The organism is Paludibaculum fermentans, from assembly GCF_051172195.1.
Taxonomy (GTDB): Bacteria; Acidobacteriota; Terriglobia; order Bryobacterales; family Bryobacteraceae; genus Paludibaculum; species Paludibaculum fermentans_A.
The window spans coordinates 4,793,236-4,818,371 of the sequence record NZ_JBPJAQ010000001.1 but is presented as its reverse complement, the minus strand read 5'-3'; the positions used below and the strand labels follow the sequence as shown (position 1 = coordinate 4,818,371).

Below are 25,136 nucleotides of genomic sequence, written 5' to 3'. Positions count from 1 at the left end.
CCCTTCCCTCGCCAGTGTCACCACACCCCAGGCGGGCGGGGCCCTCAACTAAGGAGCGCGAACGCAGAATGGTAGATACGCAAAACAGAGAGCGCGTTTACATCTTCGACACGACTCTCCGGGATGGTGAACAGTCGCCCGGGTGTTCGATGACGGTGCCAGAGAAGCTTCGGATGGCCCACAAGCTGGCGGAGCTAGGGGTAGACATCCTGGAAGCAGGGTTCCCGATTGCCTCAGAAGGCGACTACCAGGCGGTCCGGCTTGTGTCATCGGAACTGCCTTGGGTTCAGGTTGCGGCGTTGAGCCGGGCCTGCAAGATGGACGTGGAGCGAGCGGCCAGTGCGCTGGAGCCGGCCAAGCGTTCGCGAATCCATACTTTTATCGCCACAAGCGATATCCACCTGAAATACAAGCTCAAGAAGACCCGTCAGCAGGTGCTGGACGAGGCCTGCGCGGCGGTCGCACTGGCCCGGCAGTATGTCGAGGATGTGGAGTTCTCGGCCGAGGATGCGACGCGCACCGATCCGGACTATTTGGAACAGGTGACGCGCGCGGTGGTGGCGGCCGGCGCCCGTACGGTGAATCTACCGGATACAACCGGCTATTCCGTGCCGGACGAGCATGCGGAACTGATCGGCCGGATGGTGCGTGCGGTGGGCGACTCGGCCATCATCAGTGTGCACTGCCACGACGATTTGGGATTGGCGATGGCCAACTCGTTGGCCGCGGTCAGCGCCGGAGCCCGTCAAGTGGAATGCACCATCAACGGCATCGGCGAGCGGGCGGGCAATGCGTCGCTGGAAGAGATCGTGATGGCGATCAAGGTCCGGCAGGACCGATTGCCGTTCTACACGGGCATCGTGACCGAGCAGATCTTCCCGGCCAGCCAGATGCTGACTGGAATCATCAGCTTCGGGCCGCAACCGAACAAAGCGCTGGTGGGCGCGAACGCCTTCGCGCACGAAGCGGGCATCCACCAGGACGGCTACCTGAAGGAAAAGTCGACCTACGAGATCATTGATCCGCAGTCGGTCGGGATTCCAGAGGGACGGCTGGTACTGGGCAAGCACTCCGGGCGGCATGCGCTGCGGTCGAAGTGCGAGCACCTGGGCTACCAGTTGGGCAAAGAAGAACTGGACGCGGTCTATCACGGATTCATCGAGATTGCCGACCGGAAGAAGGGTGTATCCGACCAGGAGATCCTGGCGCTGATCCACACGCTCAAGGCGGGCGAAGGCGTCCATTCCGAGTCTGCCGCTACGGACTAAATACCCCTGATTGCTATTAGTTGACAGTAGACAGTTAAACAATTACGCAACATGAACCTGAACATCCTAGTTCTGCCCGGAGACGGCATCGGCACGGAAGTCACGCGCGAGGCCGTGCGTGTCCTGCAACGGGTGTCCGAGAAGTATAACCACACGGTGCGACTCACCGACGGGTTGCTGGGCGGCATTGCCATCCATAAGACCGGCACGCCGTTTCCGGACGAAACCGCCAGGCTGGCGGCGGACGCCGACGCGACCCTGCTGGGCGCGGTGGGCCTGCCCGAGTTCGACAACGCGCCTCCGGCCCAACGGCCGGAGCGCGGGTTGCTGGGGATCCGCAAGGTGCTGGGCGTATATGCCAACCTGCGGCCGGTGCGTACCTACAAAGCCTTAATCGACTCATCTCCCCTGAAGAATGAGCGGATTGAGGGTACGGATATGATCATCGTCCGTGAGTTGACTGGCGGCATTTACTATGGGACACCGCGCGGCGTGGAAGGCAGCGGCGATACGGAACGCGGCACGAACACCATGACCTATACGCGCGCCGAAATCGCGCGCATCGGGCGTATGGCGTTCCATCTGGCCCGCAAGCGCCGCAAGAAGGTTTCGTCGGTGGATAAGTCCAATGTCCTTGAGACTTCGCAGCTCTGGCGCAAAGTAATGGTTGAAGTCTCAGCCGAATTCCCGGACGTCGGACTGGAGCACATCCTGGTCGACAACTGCGCCATGCAGCTGGTGCTGAACCCGACCCGCTTCGACGTGGTGGTGACCGAGAACATGTTTGGCGACATCCTGTCGGACGAAGGCGCCGTGCTGGCCGGTTCGATCGGGATGCTGCCGTCGGCCTCGATCGGCGAGCAGAAGCCGTCGGGCGCCTGGGTGGGTTTGTATGAGCCGGTCCACGGTTCGGCGCCGGACATTGCCGGCCAGAACAAAGCCAATCCGCTGGGCGCGATTGGCAGCGTGGCGGCAATGCTCGAGTACTCCTTCGGCCTGATGGAAGAAGCCACGGCCGTCAACAATGCAATTGAAACAGTCCTGAACGCCGGCCAGGTGACCGCCGATCTGAAGCCGAAGGGCGCTCCGCTCACGACGGAACAGGTTGGCGCGGCCATCTGCGCAGCGATCTAACTTTGCTCCACCGCTGGCGCCCCGGGCTATCCCGCAAGCCCGGCGCTCCAGCGGCGGAGTGATCTGGAAAGAAATCAGTCCATGCCCCGCACAATCATCCAAAAACTCTGGGATTCCCACGTCGTCAGCGAGCCGGCCGGCGCTCCGGCTTTGCTTTACATCGATTTGCACCTGGTCCACGAAGTGACCTCGCCCCAGGCATTTCAGGGTCTGCGCGACCGAGGGCTGAAGGTACGCCGGCCGGACAAGACCTTTGGCACGTGCGACCACTCGACGCCCACGGCCCCGCGCGACCTGCCCATCATCGACCCGATCGCCAAGGCCCAGGTGGAGCAGTTTGAGAAGAACTGCCGGGAGTTTGGGATCCCGCACTTTGGCTTCCTCAGCAACCGTCAGGGCATTGTCCATGTGATTGGACCGGAGTACGGCCTGACGCAACCGGGCCAGACGGTGGTCTGCGGCGACTCGCACACGGCAACGCACGGTGCGTTTGGCGCGCTGGCGTTCGGCATCGGCACATCGCAGGTGGAGCATGTGCTGGCGACGCAGACGCTGCTGCAGCGGAAGTCGAAGAGTTTCGCCGTGCATGTGAACGGCACGCTGAGGCAGGGTGTGGCCGCGAAGGACATCATTCTGGCGCTGATCGCGAAGATTGGTGTGGGCGGCGGGACGGAATGCGTACTGGAGTATACAGGTTCAACGATCCGCGCGCTGACCATGGAAGAACGGATGACCGTCTGCAACATGTCGATTGAGGGTGGGGCGCGCGCCGGCCTGATCGCTCCGGACGATGTCACATATCAGTTCCTGAGCGGCCGGCCTTTTGCGCCGCAGGGTGCGGCGTGGGATGCGGCTGTGGCCAAGTGGCGCGAACTGCCGACGGACGAAGGCGCGACGTATGACCACGAGATCAGCATCGACGCGGACACGCTGGAGCCGATGATCACGTTCGGCACGAATCCGGGCATGGGCATTTCGATCAACGGAGCGGTGCCCGATCCGGCGTCGATCAGTGACTCAGTGGAACGCGAGACTTTAAAGAAAGCGCTTATTTACATGGGGTTGGAGCCGGGCAAGCCGCTCACCGGGCGGCCGGTGGATGTGGTGTTCATCGGTTCCTGCACGAACTCGCGGATGAGCGACCTGCGGGCGGCGGCGGGCGTCCTGAAGGGCCGGAAGGTGAGCCCGAAGGTACGGGTGATGGTGGTGCCTGGTTCGCAGCAGATCAAGCGTGAAGCCGAGGCCGAGGGGCTGGACAAGGTGTTCCGGGATGCCGGCGCGGAATGGCGCGAGGCGGGCTGCTCGATGTGTATCGCGATGAATGGAGACCAGTTAACTCCAGGGCAGTATTCGGTGTCGACCTCCAACCGCAATTTCGAAGGACGCCAGGGCAAGGGCGGGCGGACGTTCCTGGCCAGCCCGTTGACGGCGGCTGCATCGGCCATCAGCGGAACGGTGACGGATCCGCGCACGCTGGTTGGGTAAGGAGAACCGGACATGGAAAAATTCACGGCATTTGAATCTTCGGTGGCGTTGCTGCCGACCGATAACATTGATACCGACCAGATCATCCCAGCCCGGTTTTTGAAGACGATTTCGAAGGTGGGCCTGGGCGACCAGTTGTTCTTCGACTGGCGCTACAACGCGGACGGATCGCCGAAGGCGGATTTCCCATTGAACCAGGAGCCGGCGAAGTCGGCGCAGGTTCTGCTGGCCGGAGACAACTTCGGCTGCGGTTCGTCGCGCGAACATGCTCCGTGGGCATTGACGCAGTTCGGGTTCCGCGCGGTGATTTCGACCTCGTTCGCGGACATCTTCAAGGGCAACTCGTTGAAGAACTCGCTGCTGCCGATTGCGGTGCCGCGGGACGTGCATGCCAAGTTGTTCAGCACGCTGCAATCGAACCCGCTGGCCAAGGTAAGCGTGGATCTGGCGAGCCAGACCCTGACACTGCCAGATGGCAGCACGTGTACCTTCCCGGTGGATGAGTTCTCGAAGACGTGCATGCTGGAAGGCGTGGACGAGCTCGGGTTCCTGTTGAAGCACGAAGCGGAGATCGCGGCGTACGAGCAGGCCCATCCGGACGGGTTGAACACGCTGGCTGTCGCGCTCTAGAAGAAAGGTGGCGGCGCTGTCCCTCCGGCCAGTGCCGCCACCGCCCATACGAATAGCCGGATGAGGCCCTTCGTTTCCCACGTAAGGGCAAGTACGAAATCGCCCGCCCGCCGGATTGAATCCCCACCTATTTTTCCAGTTTCCCCGCCAGAAATGCCTATCGAACATCCGGTATTGCGCTGTGGTGAACCTGCCGATGAATGAGATGTAATGACGGAAGAAGTAGTTCCGGTGGTAGAGATACTCCGGTCGTGGCAGGAGATGGCACCCTACCGCCCTTTTCTGGCGGAGGCGGGCTGGTTTCCGGAGGCCGATGCGGCATGCCTGGAGTTTGAGAGCGGATTGATCTTCCTGGTTTGCCGCCAGGGTGGCGAGATCCGGGGTGTGCTGGCCGCCAAACTGGAAGAGACGGAGATGGAGTGGCGGCTGGGCACAAAGACGGTCGGCCATAGCAGGGTTCACCAGTTGAACGTCGATTACGGCCGGGTATGGGGTGAACTCGATGACGCGGCAGCGCGGGCGCTGGTGGACGGGATCAGGCAACTATTCCGGAGCAGCGGTGCGGATGTGGCGCGATTCGGCTACATTCCCGAGGGCGGCGCGCTGGACCGCCAACTGCACAAGTCGTCGTTCGTATTCTGCGACCACTTCCCACTCAAGAACAGACGCTGGCGCCGGACGCTGCCACCTAAGTATGAGGATCTGCTGCGCGAGCACTCGAAGAACACACGGCGAAAAGTGAAGGTGGTGCAGAACCGCCTGCAGAAAGCCGGTGTGGTGGAGTGCCGCTGCTTCACACAGCCGGAGGATTTGGAGCAGGCGCTCAGGGATCTGCGGCAGATCGACCAGGCGAGCTATCAGTGCAAGATCGGCGCGGGGTTCGATCCGAGTGAACTGGCGATGAAGAAGCTGAGGTGGCTGTGCGATCACGGCATGTCGCGGATCTACCTGCTCTACCTGGATGGCCGGCCATTGGCGTTCTACCAGGGCTATCTGTACAAGGGGACCTATTGGGGCTCGTATACGGGCTTTGACGACGAGTTCCGCCACCTGAGCGCGGGCACAGCGGTATTTCACCATGTGCTGGAAGACCTGTGCGGGCTGGGCGGGGTGAAAATGATCGAGTTTGGCCTGGGCGATAGCGGATATAAAGAGGTCTACGCGTCGGAGCATGCGATGCATGTGGAGACGCTGTTGTTCCGGCGGTCGTGGCGCGGCGTGCAACTGATGGTGTTGCGGGCCTTCACCGGTGCGGTGCGGACGATCGCATATGCGCTGCTGGAGCGGACGGGCCTGCTCAAGTGGCTGAAGACGCGCTGGCGGCGCAAGGCAATGATGGAAGAGAGCGTGGCGGGAGACGACGCGACGGCCGTCACTCACTAAAAACCACTGTTAAGACAACCGAGGCGGCTCCGCGCTATCCTCTCTTCAATGGACGCGCGCCTGACGGACACTCGACTCGACGCAACGAGGCTGGAGAGCCTGCTCGAATCCGCCAAACTGCTCAGTTCTTCACTAAAACTGGAAGATCAACTGCGGCATTTGCTGAGGACCGTCATGGGGCGGCTGCTGATCATGCGGGCGGCGGTTGCGTTGAAGGATGGCGATGAGCTGAAGATCGCCTTGTCGCGCGGCGTGCCCGGCTTGAAGGCAGGTGCTGTGTTCGATGCGACGCAGGCCCTGGAGTTGGGGCTGGACTCGATTCATACCATATGTGACGAGGCCGGTCCGCTGGGTGTACTGGCGTTGGGTAAGCCGGCCCGCGGCGCACTGGAACCGGGTGAAGTGGACTTCCTGGAGGCGTTGCTTTCGCTGGCGGCGGCTTCCATCGCAAACGCGCGGGCGCACTCCGATGTCGTCAAGAGCAACCGGGCGCTGGACCAGAAGATCCAGGAACTGCGCGCATTGCTGGACCTGGTGCGCGGCCTGGCGGCGACGATCGACGCGGACGAAGTGGCGCAGATGCTAATGCTGACGTTGAGCGGCCGGTGGGCCGTTCGAAAGCACGGCATGTTGACCTGGAAAGAGAATCAGCCGGTCATCGCCCGAGCCAAAGGGATTGAGATCCAGGAACTGGAGACCTGGCGCGGGCTGCTGGATGAGACCGGCAACACGGTGGAGGCGAACGGATTCCTGCTGTTCCCGCTGCGGTCGGGCGAGACGATTTGCGGCATGGTGGCGCTGGGCCCGCGGCCGGCGAATTTGCCTTACAGCACCTCTGACCTCGATTTCTGCACGGGCCTGATCGCACAGGCTTCGGTCGCGCTCGACAACGCCTGGCACTTCCGGGATACGTTATACCGGCAGCAACTGGAGAAGGAACTGACGCTGGCGGCGTCGATCCAACAGGATCTGTTTCCGAAGACTCTGCCGGACCTGCGGCAATCGGACATCTGGGCGCGGAACAGGCAGGCGCGGCAGGTGGGCGGCGACTACTACGACGTGCTGCCGATTGGGGCCTGCGGCCGGGACAATCCGCATCTGTTGTGCGTGGCCGATATCTCGGGCAAGGGCATTTCGGCGTCGCTGTTGATGGCGAATATCCAGGCGACCCTGCGGGCGCTGTTGTCGTCGCATCCGGCGCTGATCGACCTGGCGGCACGCACCAACGATCTGCTGTACGCGTCGACGCCGGGCAACAAGTACAGCACGGCGATCTTCGTCCGGTATGATCCGGTGAGTGGCCAGTGCGAATACGTCAATGGCGGCCACTCCGACGGAATCCTGCTGCGGGCGAATGGCGAAGTGGAGATGTTGACCACCACGGGTTTGCCGATCGGACTTTTTCCGAAGCGGGAATACGAAGTGGTCCAGTTCGACATACACCCCGGGGATGTCCTGATGCTTTACTCCGACGGTGTGACAGATGCCTGCACGGTGGACGATCTTGAGTTTGGCGTGGAGCGGGCGGTGGAGTGCGTGCGGCGGACCGTGCACCTGCCGGCGAACGAGATCCTGGACCATGTGTTCCAGTCAATTGATGAATTCGCGGCCGGCGCTCCGCAGTTTGACGACATTACGGTCATGGTGCTGAAGAGGACCGACTGAACTGATGCCGATTTCCGATGCTCTGCTGAAGCCGTTTGTGGAGCCAGGGAGTTCAGCGGCCCGAAGGCGCTGGACGCTGTTCTTCGTGCTGGCCGCCCCGTTGGCGCTGGCCGGGGGGTACTGGATCCAGCAATCAGGGCGGCGCGGCAGCGACCTGAAAATCACGATTGACCGGCAGAAGGCGTTGGAACTGACGCGGGCGATTGCGCGTGACGCTGGAATTGACGTGCGCGGCTGGAGGGAGTATGTCAACTTCGCCAAGCGGCCCTATGCGGTGAAGTACTTCGAGCGCCAACGCGACCTGGAGCGTTCACGGACCCGCATGTTCGTTCCGGTGGCATCCATATCCACTCTGCTGATGCGGCCCGACGACCTGGGCTGGGTGCAGGCGGAGATGGGGCCCAGCGGCTTTGTGACGGCATTCCGGCTGGGCGGGGCCGTGCTGCCCACCGATACTGGAGAGACTACGGAAGCTGAGGCGCGGATGGTGGCGGAGCGGGCGCTGAAGTATTGGCTGGGCGACATGGCGCTGTCGCGATTTGGAGAGCCGGAGGTGTCGACGGCCGAGGGGGCTGGCGCCGGCAGTGCGCGGCGTTTCACCTGGCGCATCCAGCCGCGGCGTACGCCGGAGATCGAACTGGCCTTCACGTTCGATGTAGTGGGCAAGCGCATCAGCCGGCGGGAAGTGCGGCCCAACTTTGCGGATTCTTTTGTCGACAGGGAGATCACTCCAACCGCGGCGACGGAGCAGTTGGGCGGCACTCTGCGTGTGGTGCTGCTGGTGTTCCTGGCGCTCTATGCGGGCTACCGGTATACGCGGCGGACGATGGAAAAGGAAGCTCCGCACCTGAGGATGCTGATGCTGGCCTCGACGATGCTGGCGTTCGGGCTGGTGATCCTGGCGGTGGACCCGTTTTTCAGCGTGCCGGAACTGCGGCCCGATCAACTGCGCGGCCCCGCTTATTATTTGCAGCTATTCGCGATTGCGTTCAGTTTTGCGCTGCAGGGGCTGCTGTTGGGGATTGCGTACGGCTCAGGCGAGGGCGAGGTGAGGGAGTCGTGGCCGGGGAAGCTGACGTCCCTCGATACGCTGCTGTGCGGGAAGGTATTCTCGGCCAACGTGGGGGCGTCGGTGGTGACCGGCGCGGTCGCCGCGGCCTGGCTGTTTCTGCTGCAGCAGACCGGGTATGCACTGTTCAGCATGCGGGCCGCGCAAAGTCCGTTTGGCCCGGTCGCCTTCACATTTGGACGGGTGCCGTTGCTGATCCTGCTGGTGAACCTGCCCCTGGTGGCTTTGTTCAATTCGGTAGCGAACCTGCTGGTGCCGCTGACGTTCCTGCGGCGGCACGTGAAGTCGCGGAGGATCCAGTATGTCCTGCTGGCGGTAACCGCGCTGGTGTTGGGCAATCTCGGCGACGCGGTGGCGATCACCTCGCCCATTTACTGGTTCGGCGCCGCGGTGGTGATGATTGCGGCGCTGGCGCCATTTTTCGCGATGGACTACCTGGCGTCCGTGGCCACGCTGACGGCGTACATGTTTCTGACCTCGATCGTGGACATGGCACGAATTCTGCCGAGTTGGCGAGGGAGCCTGTTGCTGACGGCCGGAGTGGCGGCGGCTACGCTGCTGCCGTTCGCGATTGCAGCCTGGCGCGGGCGCCGGTATGAGGAAGAAGAGGTCCAGCCGAAGCACGCGCGCAATCTGGCCGAACGGCTTTCGCTGCGGGCCGAACTGAATGCCGCTCGCGAAGCACAGTTGCGGCTGCTGCCGGAGCATCCGCCCCAGGTGCCGGGGCTGACTATCGCGGCGTCGTGCACGCCGGCGCACGAAGTGGGGGGCGACTTCTACGACTTCTTCCCGGTCGCCGGAGGACGGTTGGGCGTGGTGGTGGCCGAAGGCGGCAACGACGGATTGGCGTCGGCACTCACCATCGCTTTGGCCAAGGGCTTCCTGATGTACGAGGCGTCGGCCGGGGCGACGGTGGAAGAGACGCTGGCCCGGCTGGAGGATGCGCTGGGGTGCTATCTGGAGAGGCCGTCGGGCCGGACGAGCCTGGCTTTGTTCCTGTTGAATCCAGCGGACGGCACGGTGCGCATGGCGCGCGTGGGGCCGTATCCGCGGATGCTCATCCTGTCGCAGGACGGCGCGGTGGCCGAACTGGCGCCGAAGCCGCATCAGGCCGGGGAGGCGGTGGAGTCGGCGCATCTGGAAGTGATGCCGGGCGACGCGCTGTTCATCTACACGGACGGGCTGTCGAGACTGCTGGAGGCGCGGAAGGCGGGGTCGCCGCAGGAACTGCTGCGAAAGGCAGCGGCGTTCCGCCATATTGAGTCGGCTGGACAGTTGCATGATGCCGTGCTGGACGCGGTGATGCAGGGCGGCGAGCATCCCAGGGAAGAACTGACAGATGACCTGACAGCAGTGGTGCTGCGCTACGACTCCGTCGCCGAGGGCGAGATGGAGGAAGTTGCGTGAGGCACGGGACGATCGCCGTACCGGTGTTGAGCGCGATGGGTGTCGCCATCCTGGCGGGCCTGTTTGCCGCGCACGACAGTGCGACGCGTACGTGGCAGCCGAAGCTGACACGAGGCGAGGCGATCAGTGCCGCGCAGAAGCTGGCGCAGGAATACGGCACCAACATTTCGGGATGGCCGACGTATGTGTCGACGCGGATTGACCGGCAGCACAGCCAGGTGCGCCAGGCGTTCGGCGGCAAGGTCATCACGGAAGCATTCAATCCACTGCAGATCCGGGTGCTGGCGGCATCGCCAAAGGACTCGGAGGCGGTGCTGGTGACGCTGGCTCCGGACGGACGGCCGATGGGCTATGTGGACCGCAATCCCAGGGTGCAGGCATCGAAAACCAATGCGGCCGACGAGCCGGGTGTGGCCGAGCGGGAACTGCACCGCTATGCAGGCGGGTTCGCGGACCGGTTTGAACGGACAGCGAGCGGGGTGCGGAGCCAGGAGGGCTTGCGGTCGGCATTCGAATGGGCGGACAAGGACTCACCGGGCATGGTGGCGCACATCGAAGTGGTCACGAACGGTCCGCGAGTGGTGCGGGTGAGTTACAGCCTGGATGTGGCGGCGCGGCTGATGACTCCGGTGAGGGAGGCAAACTCCCGGCGGCAGGACATTAAAGGCGTGACGCGGATCCTGCTGATCTCGGCGCTCACTCTGCTGGCGACCTACCTGGTGTTTCAGCGGCTGACTAAACGGAAAGACCACGCTGCTTTCGGGTATCGTGCTGTGCTGATCGCGGCGGTGCCGATTGTGCTGGCGGTGGTGGGCGGCGCTGCGCGGTCGGACGGCGCGTTCCGGTCGTTCGAGAGCGGCGGCCTGGGCGATGCGAATGTGGTGATCACGCTGGCGATCAATGCCTTCCTGGCCTTGACGGTGTTCGTGCTGGTGGCGGCCGGGTATTCCATTCTCCCGGTGACGGAACGGACCCGATGGGTGGGACTGCGGCTGCTGACTTTGGGCCGTTTGTTGGACCGGCAGTTTGGGCGGGAAGTGGCACTGGGTCTGTGCGCAGGCGCGGGCCTGGCCTGCCTGCCTTACCTGGTCGCCGCGATTCCCGGCTGGCGCGATGCGGTGGTGGAGATCCTCGACCCCGGTTTCCTGTATTCGCCATCGCCTGGTTTCGAACCGTTCGAAGGGGTGTTGTTGTCGTGGGAGACCTACGGTTTCTTCATCCTGGCCCTGCCCTGGGCCCTTTTCCAGATCCGGCGGCCGGCGCTGCGATGGATTCTGCTGGGCGCGGCGGGCGTGGTGTTCGTGGCAACCTATCGTGACCCCTTCCCTGCCCTGGTGTGGCCGAACCTGGTCTACGCGGTATGCCTATTGGGCGGCATGGCGCTGCTGTACCGGGCGACGGGCGTGCTGGCGGTGTGGGTGGCTCCGGTGGGGATGTGGGCTGCTATCCATGCGATGACGTTCCTGGCTCTTGGGCAACGGTCCGGCGGCTGGCAGGTGATCGCGGTGCAGGGTGTGGTGGTGGCGGCCGCGGCGGGCGTCTGGATCTTTGGGCGTGCGACGGATGAGGCGGCGATACAGACCTTGATGGAGCCGGGCGCGTTGGGGCTTTCGCGTTCAGACCGCGACCGGCTGCAGGCGGAGTTCAGCGTGGCGCGTCGCGCGCAGCAGGGCATGCTGCCGTCGAGCGCGCCGGACATCCCCGGATTCAGCATTCAAGGGGCCTGCGAACCCGCACGCGAGGTGGGTGGGGATCTGTTCGATTACTTACCATTCCCCAACGGGCAATGGGGCTTCTGCGTGGCGGATGTTTCGGGCAAGGGCGTGCCGGCGGCGCTTTATATGACGCTGACCAAAGGCATGCTGGCCTCGGCCCAGACGAGATTCCCCGACCTGCCATTGATTGCATCGCGGTTGAACCGGTTTGTTTCGGAGACGGGCAAGCGGAAGACGTTCATTACGATGTCGCTGGGTGTGCTGGATGCGGAGAAGCGTGTGTTCCGGCATGTGCGGGCGGGGCACAATCCGCCGGTGCTGTATCGCGCGGCGTTGAAGAGTTGCGAGTTCCTGCAGCCGAAGGGTGTGGGATTGGGGATCACGGGGAGTCTGGTGTTCGAGCGCAATCTCGAGGTGCAGGACGTCGAACTGGAGCCCGGCGATTCGATTGTCCTGTATTCCGATGGTTTGACCGAGTGTATGAACTCGAAGCAGGAGCAGTTTGGCGAAGACAGGCTGGTTGCGGTGGTGCTGCAGTCGGCGCACCTGAATGCGTACGGGATTGAAGCGGCCATCATTGAAGCGGCGCGTGTGTTCCGCGGCGAGGCCGACCCGCATGATGATTTGACCGTTGTGGTGCTGCGCGCTGAAAATGGACCAGTCGCCCGGCGGAGCCAGACGTAGGATCCATTACGATAGGCGGAGGGAGAAAAGGAATTCGTGGCCACCAATTTTCAGATTGAACGAGGCAACCAGGGCGCGGTGCGCGTGTTGGCGCTGGATGGATACCTGGATGCGCATACGGCGCCGCATTTCGAGAATGCGATTCAGGAAGAGATGCAGGCGGGCAACCTGAATCTGATTGCCGATTGCGGCCGTCTCACTTACATCTCCTCAGCTGGGCTGGGCGTCTTCATGAGTTTCATTGAGGAGATCCGTGACGCGGGCGGTGACATCAAGCTGGCTGCGATCGCGCCGAAGGTGTATCAGGTTTTTGAGGTACTGGGCTTCCCCGCCCTGTTCGACATTCTGGATACCGTGGAGGCCGCCGCGGCAAAATTCGCCGAGGGTGGCCGGAAGGAGTTCTGACCCATGCCGTCGTTTGAGAAGACCTTCTCCCTGAAAGTGCCTTCGTCCACGGAAAACCTGGCGATGATCCGGGACTTCGTGTCCAACATCGGGGTCCAGGTGGGGTTCAATGAAGGCGAAGTGGCGCGACTGGCACTGGCCGTCGACGAAGCCTGTGCGAACGTAATTGAGCACGCCTATGGGCTGGAAGCGACTCACGACGTAACGATCAGGGCAGTGGTGGATGACGACACCCTGCGGTTCGAGATCATCGACACGGGGCGAGGGTTCGATCCGGGCCAAATGCAGCCGCAGGAGGTGGAGGAACTGATCCGCCAGAGGAAGTCGGGCGGGCTTGGTCTGCGCCTGATCCGCACGATCATGGACGATGTGCAGTACCGGATTGTGCCCGGGGAGAAGAACGAACTGCGGATGGTGAAGAAGCTCAAGAAGCACTAGGCGGGATGGGATGCGGGCTGCAGGATTTAAAGGGGGCGGCCCATAGAGCCGCCCCAGACGCCGAGTAACTGCGGAGGAGAGTCAGACACCAGGCGTCAGCTCGCAAGAAGCCACTATTGGGACCAGCTTCCCGTTCAGGAAGCGCACGAGCTCCTCCTCCAGAGCTTGGGGAAATGCTACTCCAAAACTCAGCGCATATCAAGAGTTTTGGGGGGACATTTTAAATCGGTGGAGGCAGATTGACGTCAAAATTGTTTCCGCTCCCCCAGCCGGGGTGAAGCGGCACCGGCTCTAACCAACTGCGCAGCAGAAAGATAGGGCAATGAGCGAGCCTGCTCTATCCACGGGGGCTGGACGTACTAATGCATCATTTTTCGCTGAGCCGGGCCATCGGTGCGATGCATAGGCTGCGGAAATCCAGATTTGTTGTTGGATCGTGTGCCTGCAGCGAGATGCTGCCGCGCAGCAGGCGCGCCTTGCCATCGCGGACATTCAGGCCTTCGGCGCCGGCATCCCGATAACTGGTGACCGGAACTCCATCGATCCAAACAGAGATACGCCGCCCGGAGGCACTAACGGTCATAGTGAACCACTCATTGTCCCTGGCTGCGATGCGCCGTGCAGGTTGGCGGTGGTAGAGCCCGCCGGTGCCAAAGTCCACTGATTTGGATGTATCGCCAGCGGTGAACTCGTTGCGAACCTGGACCTCGTAGCCTGACCAGAAGATATCGCGATCCCCGCGGAAGAAGACGCCGCTGTTGGGATGGAGGGACGGGTTGGTGCTGTTGGCGCGGATGTCCGCCTGGAAGATGAAGTCGTCGAAGGCGTATTGCGACTCGAGCTGGCCAGGTCCTTTTTCCACATGGATCGCGCCATCGCGGACGGTCCACTCGGCGGGCTGTGGAGGAGCAGGAGAGCGTTCCACCCGGCGCCAGCCGTCGAGATTCGTGCCGTTGAACATGCAGGCCATATCGAGTGGGCGGAGTTGGATGGCGCGATACTCAATAGCGCCCGCGGAAAGGGCGAGGGCTCCGGCCTGGGGGCTGAAGCGGCGCGTGCGGAGCAACTGCCGGCCGTCGAGCAGCACGATGTAGTCGCTGCCGCGGGCCAGGATGTCGTAGGCGTGCCAATCGCCGGGCTTCGCGTTCAGCTTGGCGGGATCGACCAGGAAGCCGGATTGCGTGGGATCACCGTCTGGCCTGGCGCGGAGGGCCAACACGGCCGACGCCGCCCCGGTGGTGCGGAACTGCAGCCGCAGGCGGAAATCGGTGAACGGCTGGTGGGTGAGCAGCCACCCACTGGCGGGCGCGGCGATGGCGCCGTCCCGGACGGTCCAGTTGGTTCCGGACGAGGCATTCCAGCCAAACAGGGACGAACCGTCGAAGAGATTGATCCAGCCGTCGGCCACCTGCTGGGGCGTAAGTTCCACTGCCGGCAGGACGAAGGGTTTGGCAGCCAATTTCGAAGCCGTGGGCTTGGCGGCGGCGGATTTCGCCGGGACTGCACTCTTCCCTGCCGGCCGCTTGGCTGCGTCTTTTGCATCGGGCTTGGCGGCTGTTTCCTGCGGCGGTGCGCCGGCCTTTTTCGCAGGCGGCGGCACTTTCGGGGGTGAGCAACTGGCGGCAGCCAGGCAGGCGAGGAGGAGGGGGAGGCAAGTCTGGCGCATGGCTAAGCCGGATGAGGCCTCCCCAGTTTACAGCGGGAGAGCAGCGCGGACGGCGGCCAAAAGGTCCTGGGGGTCCTGGTACGCGGCCTGGATGACGGTGCTGGGGCCGGGGCTGTCAGGCCGCCAGCGGGCGAACATGCGGTCACTGGCGTAGCCGGCGAAGACAGTGATGAGCGGGACGCCCAGGGCGGCGGCGACGTGCTGCCCGGCGGAGTCGTAGCCGGCATAGAGTTCGCTGGCGGCGATCATGGCGGCGAAGGACGCGAAGGAGCCTTCGTGGAGGCCGATGCGGTCGGCCGACAGGCCGGTGCTCTCGATGGCGCGGCGAACGCGCTCCTCTTCCTCACTGCCGGGTGCTCCGGCATCCACCATTACCAGGCCGGGCCGCGAGGCGAGCATGCTCAGGAGTTCGGTTTCGAAGGGATCTTCCACACGCTTGGCTGGATTCTCTCCTACGCCGAGGCTGACGGTGGTGACGGGCTGGGCCCCGAAATCGTATTGGAACTTGGGATGGAGCCAGGGTTGGGCATCTTCCACCCCGAGAGTCGCACGCACCCATTGCCGGGTGAGTTGAGGCAGCGAGGCGAGCGAATCGGCCCCATAGGAACGGCTTTCGAACAGGTGGTGCTGCTCAGGCGGACAGATGGGGAGCAGGCCGAGCTGGGTGAGGCGGGAGTCGGGGTCGAGTACGAGGCTGCCGGGCTGGTCGAGCGCCTTCTTGAGATCGTGATAGACGGTCAGGCGATCGGCCAGCAGGCCGCGGCGGCCATAGGCGACGGGCAGGTGGTGCAGATAGGGAGAGCTCTCGAAGAGCTCCCAGGCTTTCTTTGGACCCACGAACCAGATGCGGGCTTTTGGGAAGCGCTGGCGGGCGGCGTCGAGGAGGATGCTGGTGACGGCGATGTCGGCGCCGAGAGTAACGCGAGAGAGGACGAAGACGTTCTCCGGGTCGAATGTCACGGGCCTGACAGTGCGGACATGGCGGTAGCGGACCTGGAGATCGGTCGCGCGGAGCTCCGGCAGGGCGCTTTCGATCACGGTGGAAAACAGGGCGGCGTAGACATCGCACAGGGCTGGCTCGAAGAGGTCGGCCAGGCGTTCGACGAGGATCGAGAACAGCGCGCGGGTGGCGGGTGCGGCCAGGCGTTCGTCTTCGTCGAGCGCTTCTTCGGTGAGCGCCTGCAGGAGGTCCTGGGGCCACTGAGAGCCGCGCAGGCAGTGATTCAGGAGTTCAACAGCCAGTTCGGCGGGTGCAATGCTTTCCAAATTGAGTCCACCGTCTCTCTAGCGCCGGATGAGTGCCGGCCATCCATCGTGTACGAAGCAGAAGGGGCGGGACGGATCATATGGAAACCGTCCCGCCTGGGGGTATCAACCCTGGAAGTATTTGCCTACGATCAGCTCGAGCTTTTTGAAGGTCGCCGCCGGAACGGTCGATTTGTCGGTGAGGATGGCGTATTCCAGGGCGCGTCCGCAGCCGCAGGTGCGCGGGCCATCGGAGATGAGCCCGACAGCGGCCTTCACCACTTTGGCGGCGTTCTCAGCATTTTGTGTGAGGTTGCGGATGATGTCGGCCACGGTGACGGCGTCGTGATCGGGATGCCAGCAGTCGTAGTCGGTCACCATGGCGATGGTGGAGTAGCAGAGCTCGGCCTCGCGCGCCAGTTTGGCTTCCTGGAGATTTGTCATGCCGATGACATCCATGCCCCAGCTGCGGTAGAGGTTGGATTCCGCCTTGGTCGAGAAGGCCGGGCCTTCCATGCAGATGTAGGTGCCGCCGAGCGTGGCGCCCACTCCGGCGTTCTGGCAGGCCTGATTCAGGGTAGAGGCGAGGTGATGGCAGACCGGGTCGGCAAAGCTGACATGGGCCACCAGGCCCTCGCCAAAAAAGGTGGAGATGCGGCCGCGGGTGCGGTCGACGAACTGATCGGGGATGACGAAGTCGAGCGGTTTGTGCTCTTCCTTCAGGCTGCCGACAGCGCTGAGCGAGATGATGGTCTCGATGCCCAGCTTTTTGAATCCGTAGATATTGGCGCGGAAATTCAGCTCGGACGGGCTGATGCGGTGACCGCGGCCATGACGGGCCAGAAAGGCGACCGGCTTGCCTTCGAGTTCACCGACGACATAGGGGTCGGACGGGTCGCCAAACGGGGTATCTACCTTCACCTCGCGCTGGTTGGTGAAGCCGGGCATGTGGTAGAGGCCGCTGCCTCCGATGATGCCGATCTTGGGATTCAGACTTTCAGCCATTCTTCGATGATCGTATATGGATCGCACTCTCTGCCAGCGACCCTTTGGACGGCCTGTGCTACGGCCTGGGGATCGAGCCGGGCGACGACGCGTTCGGCGAACATCTGGCGCAGCCTGTAGTCCCAATGGGCCTCGATTCGGCGGGTCGGCAGATTGGCTCGGATGGACGCCAGCGTCTGGCAGAGTTCCGGCAGGCCCTCGCCGGTGGTTGCGACGGTCTTCACCAGGGGACGCGGCCATTCGTGCATGTCCTGTTCCAGGCGGGCCGCGCCGGGCTGGTCTGCCTTGTTCAGGACGAAGACATCGGCGATTTCGAGGATACCGGCCTTGATGGCCTGGACCTCGTCGCCCATGCCGGGGGCCAGGACAACGGCTGTTGCCTGGGCGAGACGCGCGATGTCGACTTCGTCCTGGCCGACGCCCACGGTCTCGATGAGGATCCAGTCGAAGCCGGCGGCATCGAGGAGGAGGGCGAGGTCGTGGGTGGTGGGGGCGAGTCCGCCTAAGGCTCCGCGGGTCGCCATGGAGCGGATGAAGACGCCCGGGTCCTCGTGATGGGCCGCCATGCGGATGCGGTCGCCCAGGATGGCTCCGCCGGAGAACGGGCTGGTGGGGTCGACGGCGATCGCGGCCACACGCTGCTGGCGGCGGCGCAGTTCCGAGATGAGGGCTGAAGTGAGGGTGCTCTTCCCTGCTCCGGGCGAGCCGGTGATCCCCAAAGTAAACGCCCGCCCGCTGTGCGGGAAGAGCGCTTTGAGGATGTCCGCAGACTGGGGCGCACGGTTCTCCACCAGGCTGCAGGCGCGGGCGATGGCGCGGATGTCGCCGCTCAGGATACGCTCAGGGAGAGGTGTCTGCGGAACGGCCACCTGTTCAGTCTACTGGTTCTGCAGCAGCTGCCTGGCGATGACCAGGCGCTGGATCTCGCTGGTGCCTTCGCCAATGGTGCAGAGCTTCACGTCGCGATAGAACTTCTCCACGGGGTAGTCCTTGATGAAGCCATAGCCGCCGTGGATCTGGAGGGCTTCGTTGCAGGCTCGTACGGCCATCTCGGAGGCAAAGAGCTTGGCCACGGCGGATTCACGGGTCACGCGGCGGCCCTGATCCTTCAAAGCCGCGGCACGCAGGGTGAGCAGGCGTGCGGCGTCGATTTCCGTCGCCATATCGACGAGCTTGTATTGGATGGCCTGGAACTCGCTGATGAAGCGGCCAAACTGCTTACGCTGTTTGCTGTACTTGAGGGCGGCGTCATAGGCACCCTGGGCGCACCCGATGCTGAGGGCGGCGATGGAGATGCGGCCGCCGTCGAGAATGCGCAGGCTGTCGACAAAGCCTTCGCCCACCTGGCCCAGCAACTGGGACGCCGGCAGGTGGCAGTTGGAGAAGATCACCTCGCCTGTGTCGGACGCGCGCATGCCGAGCTTGTTTTCCTTCTTACCCGTGCGAAAGCCGGGCGTGTCCTTTTCGACGATGAAGGCGGAAATGCCGTGATGGGCGGCCAATCGGTCAGTGACGGCCATGGCGACGCAGACGTGCGCATGGTGCGCATTGGTGCAGAAGGTCTTGGAGCCTTCGATGACCCAGTCGTCACCGCTGGGCACGGCACGGGTGCGGGTGCCGCCGGCGTCGGAACCGGCATCGGGTTCAGTGAGTGACCAGCAGCCCAGCCACTCGCCGGAGGTGAGCCGCGGCAGGTAGCGCTGCTTCTGTTCCTCGCTGCCGGCCAGATAGATGTGATTCGTGCAGAGCGAATTGTGGGCGGCGACGATGAGGGCGACAGATGGGTCGACCCGGGCCAGTTCTTCCACGATGATCGAGTAGTCGATGTAGGAGAGCCCGGCTCCGCCGTATTCCTCAGGGAAGATGGCGCCCAGGCAGCCGAGGCCGCCCAGCTTGCGGATGACGTCCGCCGGAAATGTCTGCGTTTCGTCCCACTCCAGGACGTGCGGGGCGATCTCGGCCTCGGCGAAGGCACGGATGGTGCGGCGCAGATGCAGTTGTTCCGACGAGAACTCAAAGTCCAAGCGGCGCCTCCTCACACAAATAGCCGGTGATCCCAGGCTTATGACATTGGATACGGCGAGGCGCTGATTGGTTGCAGGGAGGGCGAGACCTGGTGTTAAACGATCTCTTCCTTGACTGCGTCCCACTTCACCATGCGCTGCTGGCGGTAGCTTTCCACGGCCATGCGGCAGGCGATGGAGGTGCGGAAACCGAGTTCGAAGGGGCAGTTCGGCTCGCCACCGTTGCGGATGCAGTCGAAGAAGTTCTGCATGTGCGCCTGGGGCGCGGTGATGGAAGTGCCCACCTTCTCGGCCTTGTCCTTCACGTTGACGCGCTGGGGGGTATAGCGGAGCTGGTTGCCCTTCTGGATGGTGCCGTCATCGCCCAGGACGTCCTCGGTGACGCCTAGCTTGTCGTTGCCGAAGCCGGAGTTCCAGGTGATGATCATCTCCTCGGGCTGCTCCATGGAGACGCACATCGAGTCGGGCACCTCGCGGCCGTCCTTCCAGAGGTAAAGGCCGCCGGTCATGGAAACAGATTTGGGAATCTGCAGCTTCATCGCCTTGTACCAGAAGGACACCTGGTGGCACATATTCTCATAGACGTTGCCGCCCGAGTAGTCCCAGAAGAAGCGCCAGTTGATGTAGCGGTTGGCGTCGAAAGGCCTATCCGGATTGTCGCCCTGAAACTGCTTCCAGAGGATGTTCTCGCTGTTCATATCCGGGTACACGGGGCGTGACCATTGAGGTTTGCCGTGCGGTGTGTTCCGGTACTGGCACATGTGGATGAAGGTAATCTTGCCCATGGGCTCTTCGGCCAGCATGCGGGCTGCATCGGTGGCCTGGCCGGAAGAGCAGGACTGGTGGCCAACCTGGACCACACGACCTTTGGCGGCCTTGTACGCCTCGCGCATCTTCTTGGCGTGGGCGACGGTGAACGCCATCGTCTTTTCCTGGTAGATGTGCTTGCCGGCGGCCAGCGCGGCGGTGAAGTGCTCACAGTGCAGATGCTGCGGCGTGGCGATGAGGACAGCGTCGATGGACTTGTCGTCGAGCAGGTAGCGGTGATCGAGGTAAGTCTTGATGTTCGGAGCGATCGCCTTGGCCTGTTCCAGACGGCGTGTGTAGATGTCAGCGGCGGCGACGAAATCGATGTTCGGGCAGGCGATCGCCCAGTGCATGATCTCCTGGCCACGGGCCCCGGGACCGATGATTCCGACACGCAAACGATCGTTGGCGCCGAGCACGGCACCCGGCGCGGCCAGCGTGGTGGCCAGTCCGGACGCGACTGTACTCAGAAAATTACGACGGGAGCCCATGCGGTGATGATACCGAATTTGTCAGAATGATTCTGCGATACCGATGACCGAACTATCTCCGACAACCGCCGCGGACCTGGCCGAGTCGCTGCGCGAGGCGGCCGGAAACGGCCAGAGGATCTCCATGGGCGGCGCCGGGACGAAGGACCGGATGGCTGGACCGGCGGGTGGCGCTGCCCTGCGCATCTCCACCACGCGGCTGGACCGGATTCTCCAATACGAACCCAAGGACCTGACGATTAGTGTCGAGGCGGGCATGTCGTACGGCGCATTGACCCGGACGCTGGCCGCCCATCAACAGATGCTGCCGCTGGATCCGCCCTGCGCGGCGGGGGCCACGATCGGGGGTGTGATCGCCTGCGGGTCTGGCGGAGCACGCCGCAGGGTGTATGGTGCGGCGCGTGACATGGTGATCGGGTTGAGCTATGCGACGCTGGAGGGCCAATTGGTCCAGTCCGGCGGCATGGTGGTCAAGAATGTGGCGGGACTGGATGTGCAGAAGACGCTGATCGGGAGCTTCGGTACGCTGGCGGCGATCGTCAGCCTCAATTTCAAGCTGAGCCCGATTCCCGAGAGTACGCGCACTTTCGCCCTGAGTTTCCCTACAGCGGCCCAAGCGGTGATGGCGCGAGACAAGATATTGCGCGGGGTCCTGCAGCCGACCTCTTTGGATGTTGTGAATGCCGTGGCGGCGGAGAAACTGTCGTTGAGCGGCGATTGTCTGCTGGTGCGCGCCGGCGGCAGCGAGAAACTGCTGGCCCGTTACGGAGATGAATTGGCGGGCGCGGAGCAACTTTCCGGAGATCGGGAAGAGGCGCTGTGGAATGCGGTGGCCGAGTTCCCCGCCATGCCGCGGTTCGTGATCCGCGTGGGCCACCCGCTGATGGACCTGCAGGCCGTACTGGATAGCAGCGGCGGGGCCAGCCTGGCCCGCGCGGGCAGTGGCGTGACCTACCTGGGCTTCGAGGATGCTGCATCCGTGCGGCGCTGGATGGACGCGCAGGAGTCGAAAGCGTGGTCGAGGATTGTGGAGTGGGCGCCGGAAGAAGAGAAGGCGCAGATTGAACAATGGCCGGCTCCGGGTCCCGATCTGGAGCTGATGCAGCGCATGAAAGCGCTGTTCGATCCGAATCAACTGCTGAATCGAGGGAGACTGTATGGCCGCCTCTGAGACGACGACCTCGGCCTTTCCCCCGGTACTGCCGAACCGGCATCCGGAAGCTCCGCGAGCGGTGGACCTGGATAAGTGCGTCCACTGCGGTTTGTGCCTGAATGCATGCCCGACTTACCGTGAACTAGGCCTGGAAATGGACTCTCCGCGCGGCCGCATCTATCAGATGGTGCAGGTGGCGACCGGGCAGGTGGAAGCGGGTGCATCGTATGAGGAGCACCTGGACCTGTGTCTGGCCTGCCGGGGCTGCGAGAGCGCCTGCCCGTCCGGAGTTCCCTATGGGCGTCTGATCGAAGCGGCGCGCACGGAGATTGAGGCGAAAAAACAGCGGCCATGGCACGAACGGGCATTCCGCGGCTTTATCTTCGAGCATCTACTCGTCAAGCCGTGGATGCTCAAAACCGCTGGGGCATTCCTGTATCTGTATGAAGCCACGGGGTTGCGGGCCATCGTCCGCGGCAGCGGGCTGCTCAAATTGATGGGCAAAATGGGTCGCATCGAGCACCTCGCCCCAACTGCGGAAGTCCCATTCTTCTTCGACAAAGTGGGCCGGACGTTTCCAGCCAAGGGGCCGCGTCGTTACAGAGTGGGATTCCTGGCCGGCTGCCTGGCCAATGTGACGTCCTCAAGGCTGAACGAAGCCACGGTCCGGGTGCTGCAGGCCAACGGATGCGAGGTCGTCCTGCCGGCAGAACAGACCTGCTGCGGCGCTCTGCACGTCCACTCGGGCCTGAAGGAACAGGCACGCGCCCTGGCCCGCAGGAACATTGACGTCTTTCTTGCCGGCAACTTCGACGCAGTCATTACGAATGCGGCAGGCTGCGGTTCGACGCTGAAGGAATACCACGAACTGCTGGAGCACGATGCAGCGTACGCCGAAAAGGCGAAGCAATTCGTGGCCAGGATGAAAGACATCACGGAGTTTCTGGGTTCGATTGAACTCACCGGGAAAATGGCGCCCCTGGGTGTGACGGTGACTTACCAGGACTCGTGCCACCTGGCGCACGGGCAGAAGGTGAGGGCCGCTCCGCGCCAGTTGCTGAATGCGATACCTGGCGTGAAGTTCAAAGAAATGCCGCTCTCGGACCTGTGCTGCGGCAGCGCCGGGATTTACAACATCGTCCACGACGAGATCGCCGATTCCCTGCTCCAGAAGAAAATGGCGATGGTGAACGGAACGGGCGCCGAAGTGGTGACCACTGCCAATGTGGGCTGCGCCATCCAGTTGAAGGCCGGCGTCACAAAATATGGCAAGCAGCAGAAGGTGCTGCATGTCGTGGAACTACTCGACGAAGCCTATCGCAAGGCAGGGCAGTAGGGCTTACTTCACCCGGGCTTCTACAGCGGCGCGAGTATCTTCCAGCGTCGCCAGCAGGGACTCACGGGGCAGGCTGGTGATCATCGGTTTCACTGCCCAGGCTACGCCCAGAGGGACGTCCCGAGTGAGTGAGATGGCCCGGCATTCCATGTACAGACCGCCTTCGCGTTCTTCGAGCAGCCAATAGGAGTTCAGGCGCCACAGGAAGCCAAACCCGGTATCCGGCGCTTTGATGCTCTCCTGGCTATGGCCGGGATGCTCCACCTCTGCGATGCGGGTGCTGCGCGACCAGACTTCCCAACGGCCCTTGCCCTTATTGCGATATTCGACGTCGTATTCGGTGTCGAGGGCTACCGTGATGACCTTTTTCTTGACCACGCGCATATAGGCGAAAATGTGATCGCCGTCGCGCTTAGTCAGCTTGGATTCGATGACGTCCGGAGAGTAGATCTCTTTGTAGCGGTTTACATCCTGCAGGACGGCAATCGCGTCGGCGGCCTTTGCCTTCGGCACGAAGACGGCGCCCACCCAGTCGTGAACCAGGCCCGAAGTGAGGCTGCGCGGCTCCTTCGCGTCATAGGGCATGATCTGGGGTCCGGACGTAGCCGTGGCGGGCAGGTACGAATTGGTGGTGTGGGGACGATTCTGGACAGAGCGGTCCGCCACTTCCATATAGGCCCGGAATTCAGCCAGCGTTTTAGACGAAAGCTCCACCGCGGACAGCGAGGCGGGCAGGAGGAGTAAAGCCAACAGGGATTTCACTTTGATAATCCAGCTATCTCGTCAAACAAGTCGATCGCGATCTCACGGACGGGGGCGCCTTCCAGGTTCGCCAGGACTACAATCGAGATCTTCCTTTCGGGGCAAACGATGAGGAAAGTGCTCGTCCCCTGCTGGCCCCCGCCGTGCCAGGCGACTCGAAGGCCTTGCCGGCGCTCGTTATTCCAACCGAGCCCATAGTCATTGGACGAACCATCCTTCAGTCTGTTAGAGCTCCACATGACGTTCAGAGTTTCGCGGTTCAGTAGTTTTTCGTCCATGAGCGTCCGGGCGAATTGCGTGATATCGGGGGCGGCGGCGACCCACCCTCCACCCGGCAGCTTGTAGCTGGTATCGGCTAGGCCGCAGTTCTGAATCTGCCCGTCTGCCCTCAGGTAATAGCCTCTCGTTCGATTGGGAATAAGGTCGAAGACGCTGTCTGGCCGCATGGTCAGGGTCGCGGAAGGCTGTAGAACCTGCTGTTCCACAAATGTGGCGAACGGGACCCCGGCGATCGCCTGCACCACGGCTCCGGCTAAATTGAACCCATAGGTGGAGTAGTGATATTTCGTGCCGGGCTCGTACAACAGCGGGTCTTTGGCAAAGATCTCGAGCCCGTCCATCAGGTCGCCATAATGGCGTGTGATGTTGATCTCATCGCCTTCGTAGGCACGGATGCCCGACAGGTGGGAGAGCAGTTGCCGCGTGGTGATGGGCCATTGTTTCCTGGGAAAAGACGGCAGGTATCGCTGAATCTCCGCGTCCAGGTCGAGTTTGCCCGCTTCGACAAGTTTGAGGGCGGCAACGGCGGTGAACGGCTTGGAAAGCGAGGCCAGGCGGAAAACAGTCCTGGGTGTAGCGGGTACGGAGTTTTCCAGATCGCTGAAGCCCCAGGCCGCTGCGTAGTCCGGTTGACCGCCCGATTGGACTGAGATGGAGAGGGCCGGGATGTGCGTCCGCTCCATCCAGGAGGTGGCAACCCGCTGCAAGCCAGGGATCTTGGAGGTGGGTACCTGGCCCAACAGGGCGGACACAACCATGGCGAAGACAAAGGCAAACCGGAGGGCCATACCTCCTATGTACCACGTTCGATGGATTCCCCCTTCCATTCCGGACAATTTGGAGTTACGGTAGGGCCGGATCCTCGAAGTAGGAGGTGGATATGGTGCAGTTGCAAGACAAGCCACCCGCCCTGACCCCTGACGACTGGGCGCTGATCTGCCAATTGCTGGAAGCCAAGCAACGCGAGTTGCTTTCCGAGATCCGGCATACCGACAAGAGAACCTTCCGGGACGCGCTGCATGAGCGATTGCAGCAGGTGGACAACCTGATGAAGCGAGTGTCCGCCACCGGCGCCCCGGACTGAA

The 25,136-nt window shown here is 63.0% G+C and carries 21 protein-coding genes; 13 read left to right on the top strand and 8 right to left on the bottom strand.

The features are described from left to right. Window positions 1–68: 68 nt before the first annotated feature. The 10 genes from ACR9Y2_RS19420 to ACR9Y2_RS19375 all read left to right on the top strand — a co-directional run bounded on the left by ACR9Y2_RS19420 (window position 69) and on the right by ACR9Y2_RS19375 (window position 13,283). Window positions 69–1,268: a 2-isopropylmalate synthase gene (locus tag ACR9Y2_RS19420; protein ID WP_435043253.1), complete on the top strand. Its 1,200-nt coding sequence runs from the start codon at window positions 69–71 to the stop codon at window positions 1,266–1,268. 51 nt (window positions 1,269–1,319) lie between these two features. Continuing rightward, window positions 1,320–2,402: a 3-isopropylmalate dehydrogenase gene (leuB, locus tag ACR9Y2_RS19415; RefSeq protein WP_435043252.1), complete on the top strand. Its 1,083-nt coding sequence runs from the start codon at window positions 1,320–1,322 to the stop codon at window positions 2,400–2,402. Window positions 2,403–2,483: 81 nt separating this feature from the next. After that, window positions 2,484–3,887, top strand: coding sequence for a 3-isopropylmalate dehydratase large subunit (gene leuC / locus ACR9Y2_RS19410; protein ID WP_435043250.1), 1,404 nt, complete (start codon window positions 2,484–2,486; stop codon window positions 3,885–3,887). A gap of 12 nt (window positions 3,888–3,899) precedes the next feature. Next, window positions 3,900–4,517 (top strand): 3-isopropylmalate dehydratase small subunit, encoded by a 618-nt coding sequence (leuD, locus tag ACR9Y2_RS19405; RefSeq protein WP_435043248.1) that lies wholly within the window; start codon window positions 3,900–3,902, stop codon window positions 4,515–4,517. A gap of 210 nt (window positions 4,518–4,727) precedes the next feature. After that, window positions 4,728–5,900 carry a GNAT family N-acetyltransferase gene (locus ACR9Y2_RS19400; protein WP_435043247.1) on the top strand — a complete coding sequence of 391 codons (1,173 nt, stop codon included), beginning with the start codon at window positions 4,728–4,730 and terminating at the stop codon, window positions 5,898–5,900. Between the two features lie 48 nt (window positions 5,901–5,948). Continuing rightward, window positions 5,949–7,565 (top strand): PP2C family protein-serine/threonine phosphatase, encoded by a 1,617-nt coding sequence (locus tag ACR9Y2_RS19395; RefSeq protein WP_435043246.1) that lies wholly within the window; start codon window positions 5,949–5,951, stop codon window positions 7,563–7,565. A 4-nt stretch (window positions 7,566–7,569) separates the two neighbouring features. Then, entirely contained in the window at window positions 7,570–10,041 is a 2,472-nt protein-coding gene (locus ACR9Y2_RS19390; protein ID WP_435043245.1) for a PP2C family protein-serine/threonine phosphatase, read from the top strand. Then, window positions 10,038–12,440 (top strand): PP2C family protein-serine/threonine phosphatase, encoded by a 2,403-nt coding sequence (locus ACR9Y2_RS19385; RefSeq protein ID WP_435043244.1) that lies wholly within the window; start codon window positions 10,038–10,040, stop codon window positions 12,438–12,440. Before ACR9Y2_RS19390 ends, ACR9Y2_RS19385 begins: the two co-directional genes overlap by 4 nt. A 36-nt stretch (window positions 12,441–12,476) precedes the next feature. Further along, on the top strand, window positions 12,477–12,845 hold the full coding sequence (locus ACR9Y2_RS19380; protein WP_435043243.1) for an STAS domain-containing protein: 369 nt from the start codon (window positions 12,477–12,479) through the stop codon (window positions 12,843–12,845). Between the two features lie 3 nt (window positions 12,846–12,848). Continuing rightward, window positions 12,849–13,283, top strand: a complete 435-nt coding sequence (locus ACR9Y2_RS19375; protein WP_194452099.1) for an ATP-binding protein — start codon at window positions 12,849–12,851, stop codon at window positions 13,281–13,283. Window positions 13,284–13,650: 367 nt separating this feature from the next. Here ACR9Y2_RS19375 and ACR9Y2_RS19370 read toward each other — a convergent pair whose 3' ends face one another. From ACR9Y2_RS19370 to ACR9Y2_RS19345, 6 genes are all read right to left on the bottom strand, one after another. Then, window positions 13,651–14,949: a 3-keto-disaccharide hydrolase gene (locus ACR9Y2_RS19370; protein WP_435043241.1), complete on the bottom strand. Its 1,299-nt coding sequence runs from the start codon at window positions 14,947–14,949 to the stop codon at window positions 13,651–13,653. 27 nt (window positions 14,950–14,976) lie between these two features. After that, complete coding sequence (locus tag ACR9Y2_RS19365; RefSeq protein ID WP_435043240.1) at window positions 14,977–16,215, bottom strand: glycosyltransferase family 9 protein; 1,239 nt, start codon at window positions 16,213–16,215, stop codon at window positions 14,977–14,979. Between the two features lie 105 nt (window positions 16,216–16,320). Further along, window positions 16,321–17,199, bottom strand: coding sequence for an S-methyl-5'-thioadenosine phosphorylase (mtnP, locus tag ACR9Y2_RS19360; protein ID WP_435043239.1), 879 nt, complete (start codon window positions 17,197–17,199; stop codon window positions 16,321–16,323). Continuing rightward, the gene (gene meaB, locus ACR9Y2_RS19355; protein ID WP_435043237.1) at window positions 17,184–18,068 is read right to left on the bottom strand and encodes a methylmalonyl Co-A mutase-associated GTPase MeaB; all 885 of its coding nucleotides are present in this window, start codon (window positions 18,066–18,068) and stop codon (window positions 17,184–17,186) included. The genes mtnP and meaB overlap by 16 nt, the downstream gene beginning before the upstream one ends. A 9-nt stretch (window positions 18,069–18,077) precedes the next feature. Next, window positions 18,078–19,223, bottom strand: a complete 1,146-nt coding sequence (locus ACR9Y2_RS19350; RefSeq protein WP_435043235.1) for an acyl-CoA dehydrogenase family protein — start codon at window positions 19,221–19,223, stop codon at window positions 18,078–18,080. A 95-nt stretch (window positions 19,224–19,318) separates the two neighbouring features. Next, window positions 19,319–20,521 (bottom strand): Gfo/Idh/MocA family protein, encoded by a 1,203-nt coding sequence (locus ACR9Y2_RS19345; RefSeq protein WP_435043234.1) that lies wholly within the window; start codon window positions 20,519–20,521, stop codon window positions 19,319–19,321. Window positions 20,522–20,564: 43 nt separating this feature from the next. Between ACR9Y2_RS19345 and ACR9Y2_RS19340 the strand changes: the two genes are divergently transcribed. Then, a complete protein-coding gene (locus tag ACR9Y2_RS19340; protein WP_435043233.1) occupies window positions 20,565–21,692 on the top strand; it encodes an FAD-binding oxidoreductase in 1,128 nt (375 codons plus the stop codon). Then, entirely contained in the window at window positions 21,679–23,010 is a 1,332-nt protein-coding gene (locus ACR9Y2_RS19335) for a (Fe-S)-binding protein (RefSeq protein ID WP_435043232.1), read from the top strand. The genes ACR9Y2_RS19340 and ACR9Y2_RS19335 overlap by 14 nt, the downstream gene beginning before the upstream one ends. 3 nt (window positions 23,011–23,013) lie before the next feature. On the opposite strand, the gene ACR9Y2_RS19330 is transcribed toward ACR9Y2_RS19335, so the two are convergent. Together ACR9Y2_RS19330 and ACR9Y2_RS19325 are read right to left on the bottom strand one after the other, a co-directional pair. Then, on the bottom strand, window positions 23,014–23,772 hold the full coding sequence (locus ACR9Y2_RS19330; RefSeq protein WP_435043231.1) for a hypothetical protein: 759 nt from the start codon (window positions 23,770–23,772) through the stop codon (window positions 23,014–23,016). Then, entirely contained in the window at window positions 23,769–24,839 is a 1,071-nt protein-coding gene (locus ACR9Y2_RS19325) for a serine hydrolase domain-containing protein (protein WP_435043230.1), read from the bottom strand. Before ACR9Y2_RS19325 ends, ACR9Y2_RS19330 begins: the two co-directional genes overlap by 4 nt. Before the next feature lie 92 nt (window positions 24,840–24,931). Between ACR9Y2_RS19325 and ACR9Y2_RS19320 the strand changes: the two genes are divergently transcribed. Continuing rightward, entirely contained in the window at window positions 24,932–25,135 is a 204-nt protein-coding gene (locus ACR9Y2_RS19320) for a hypothetical protein (RefSeq protein WP_435043228.1), read from the top strand. Window position 25,136 lies beyond the last annotated feature (1 nt).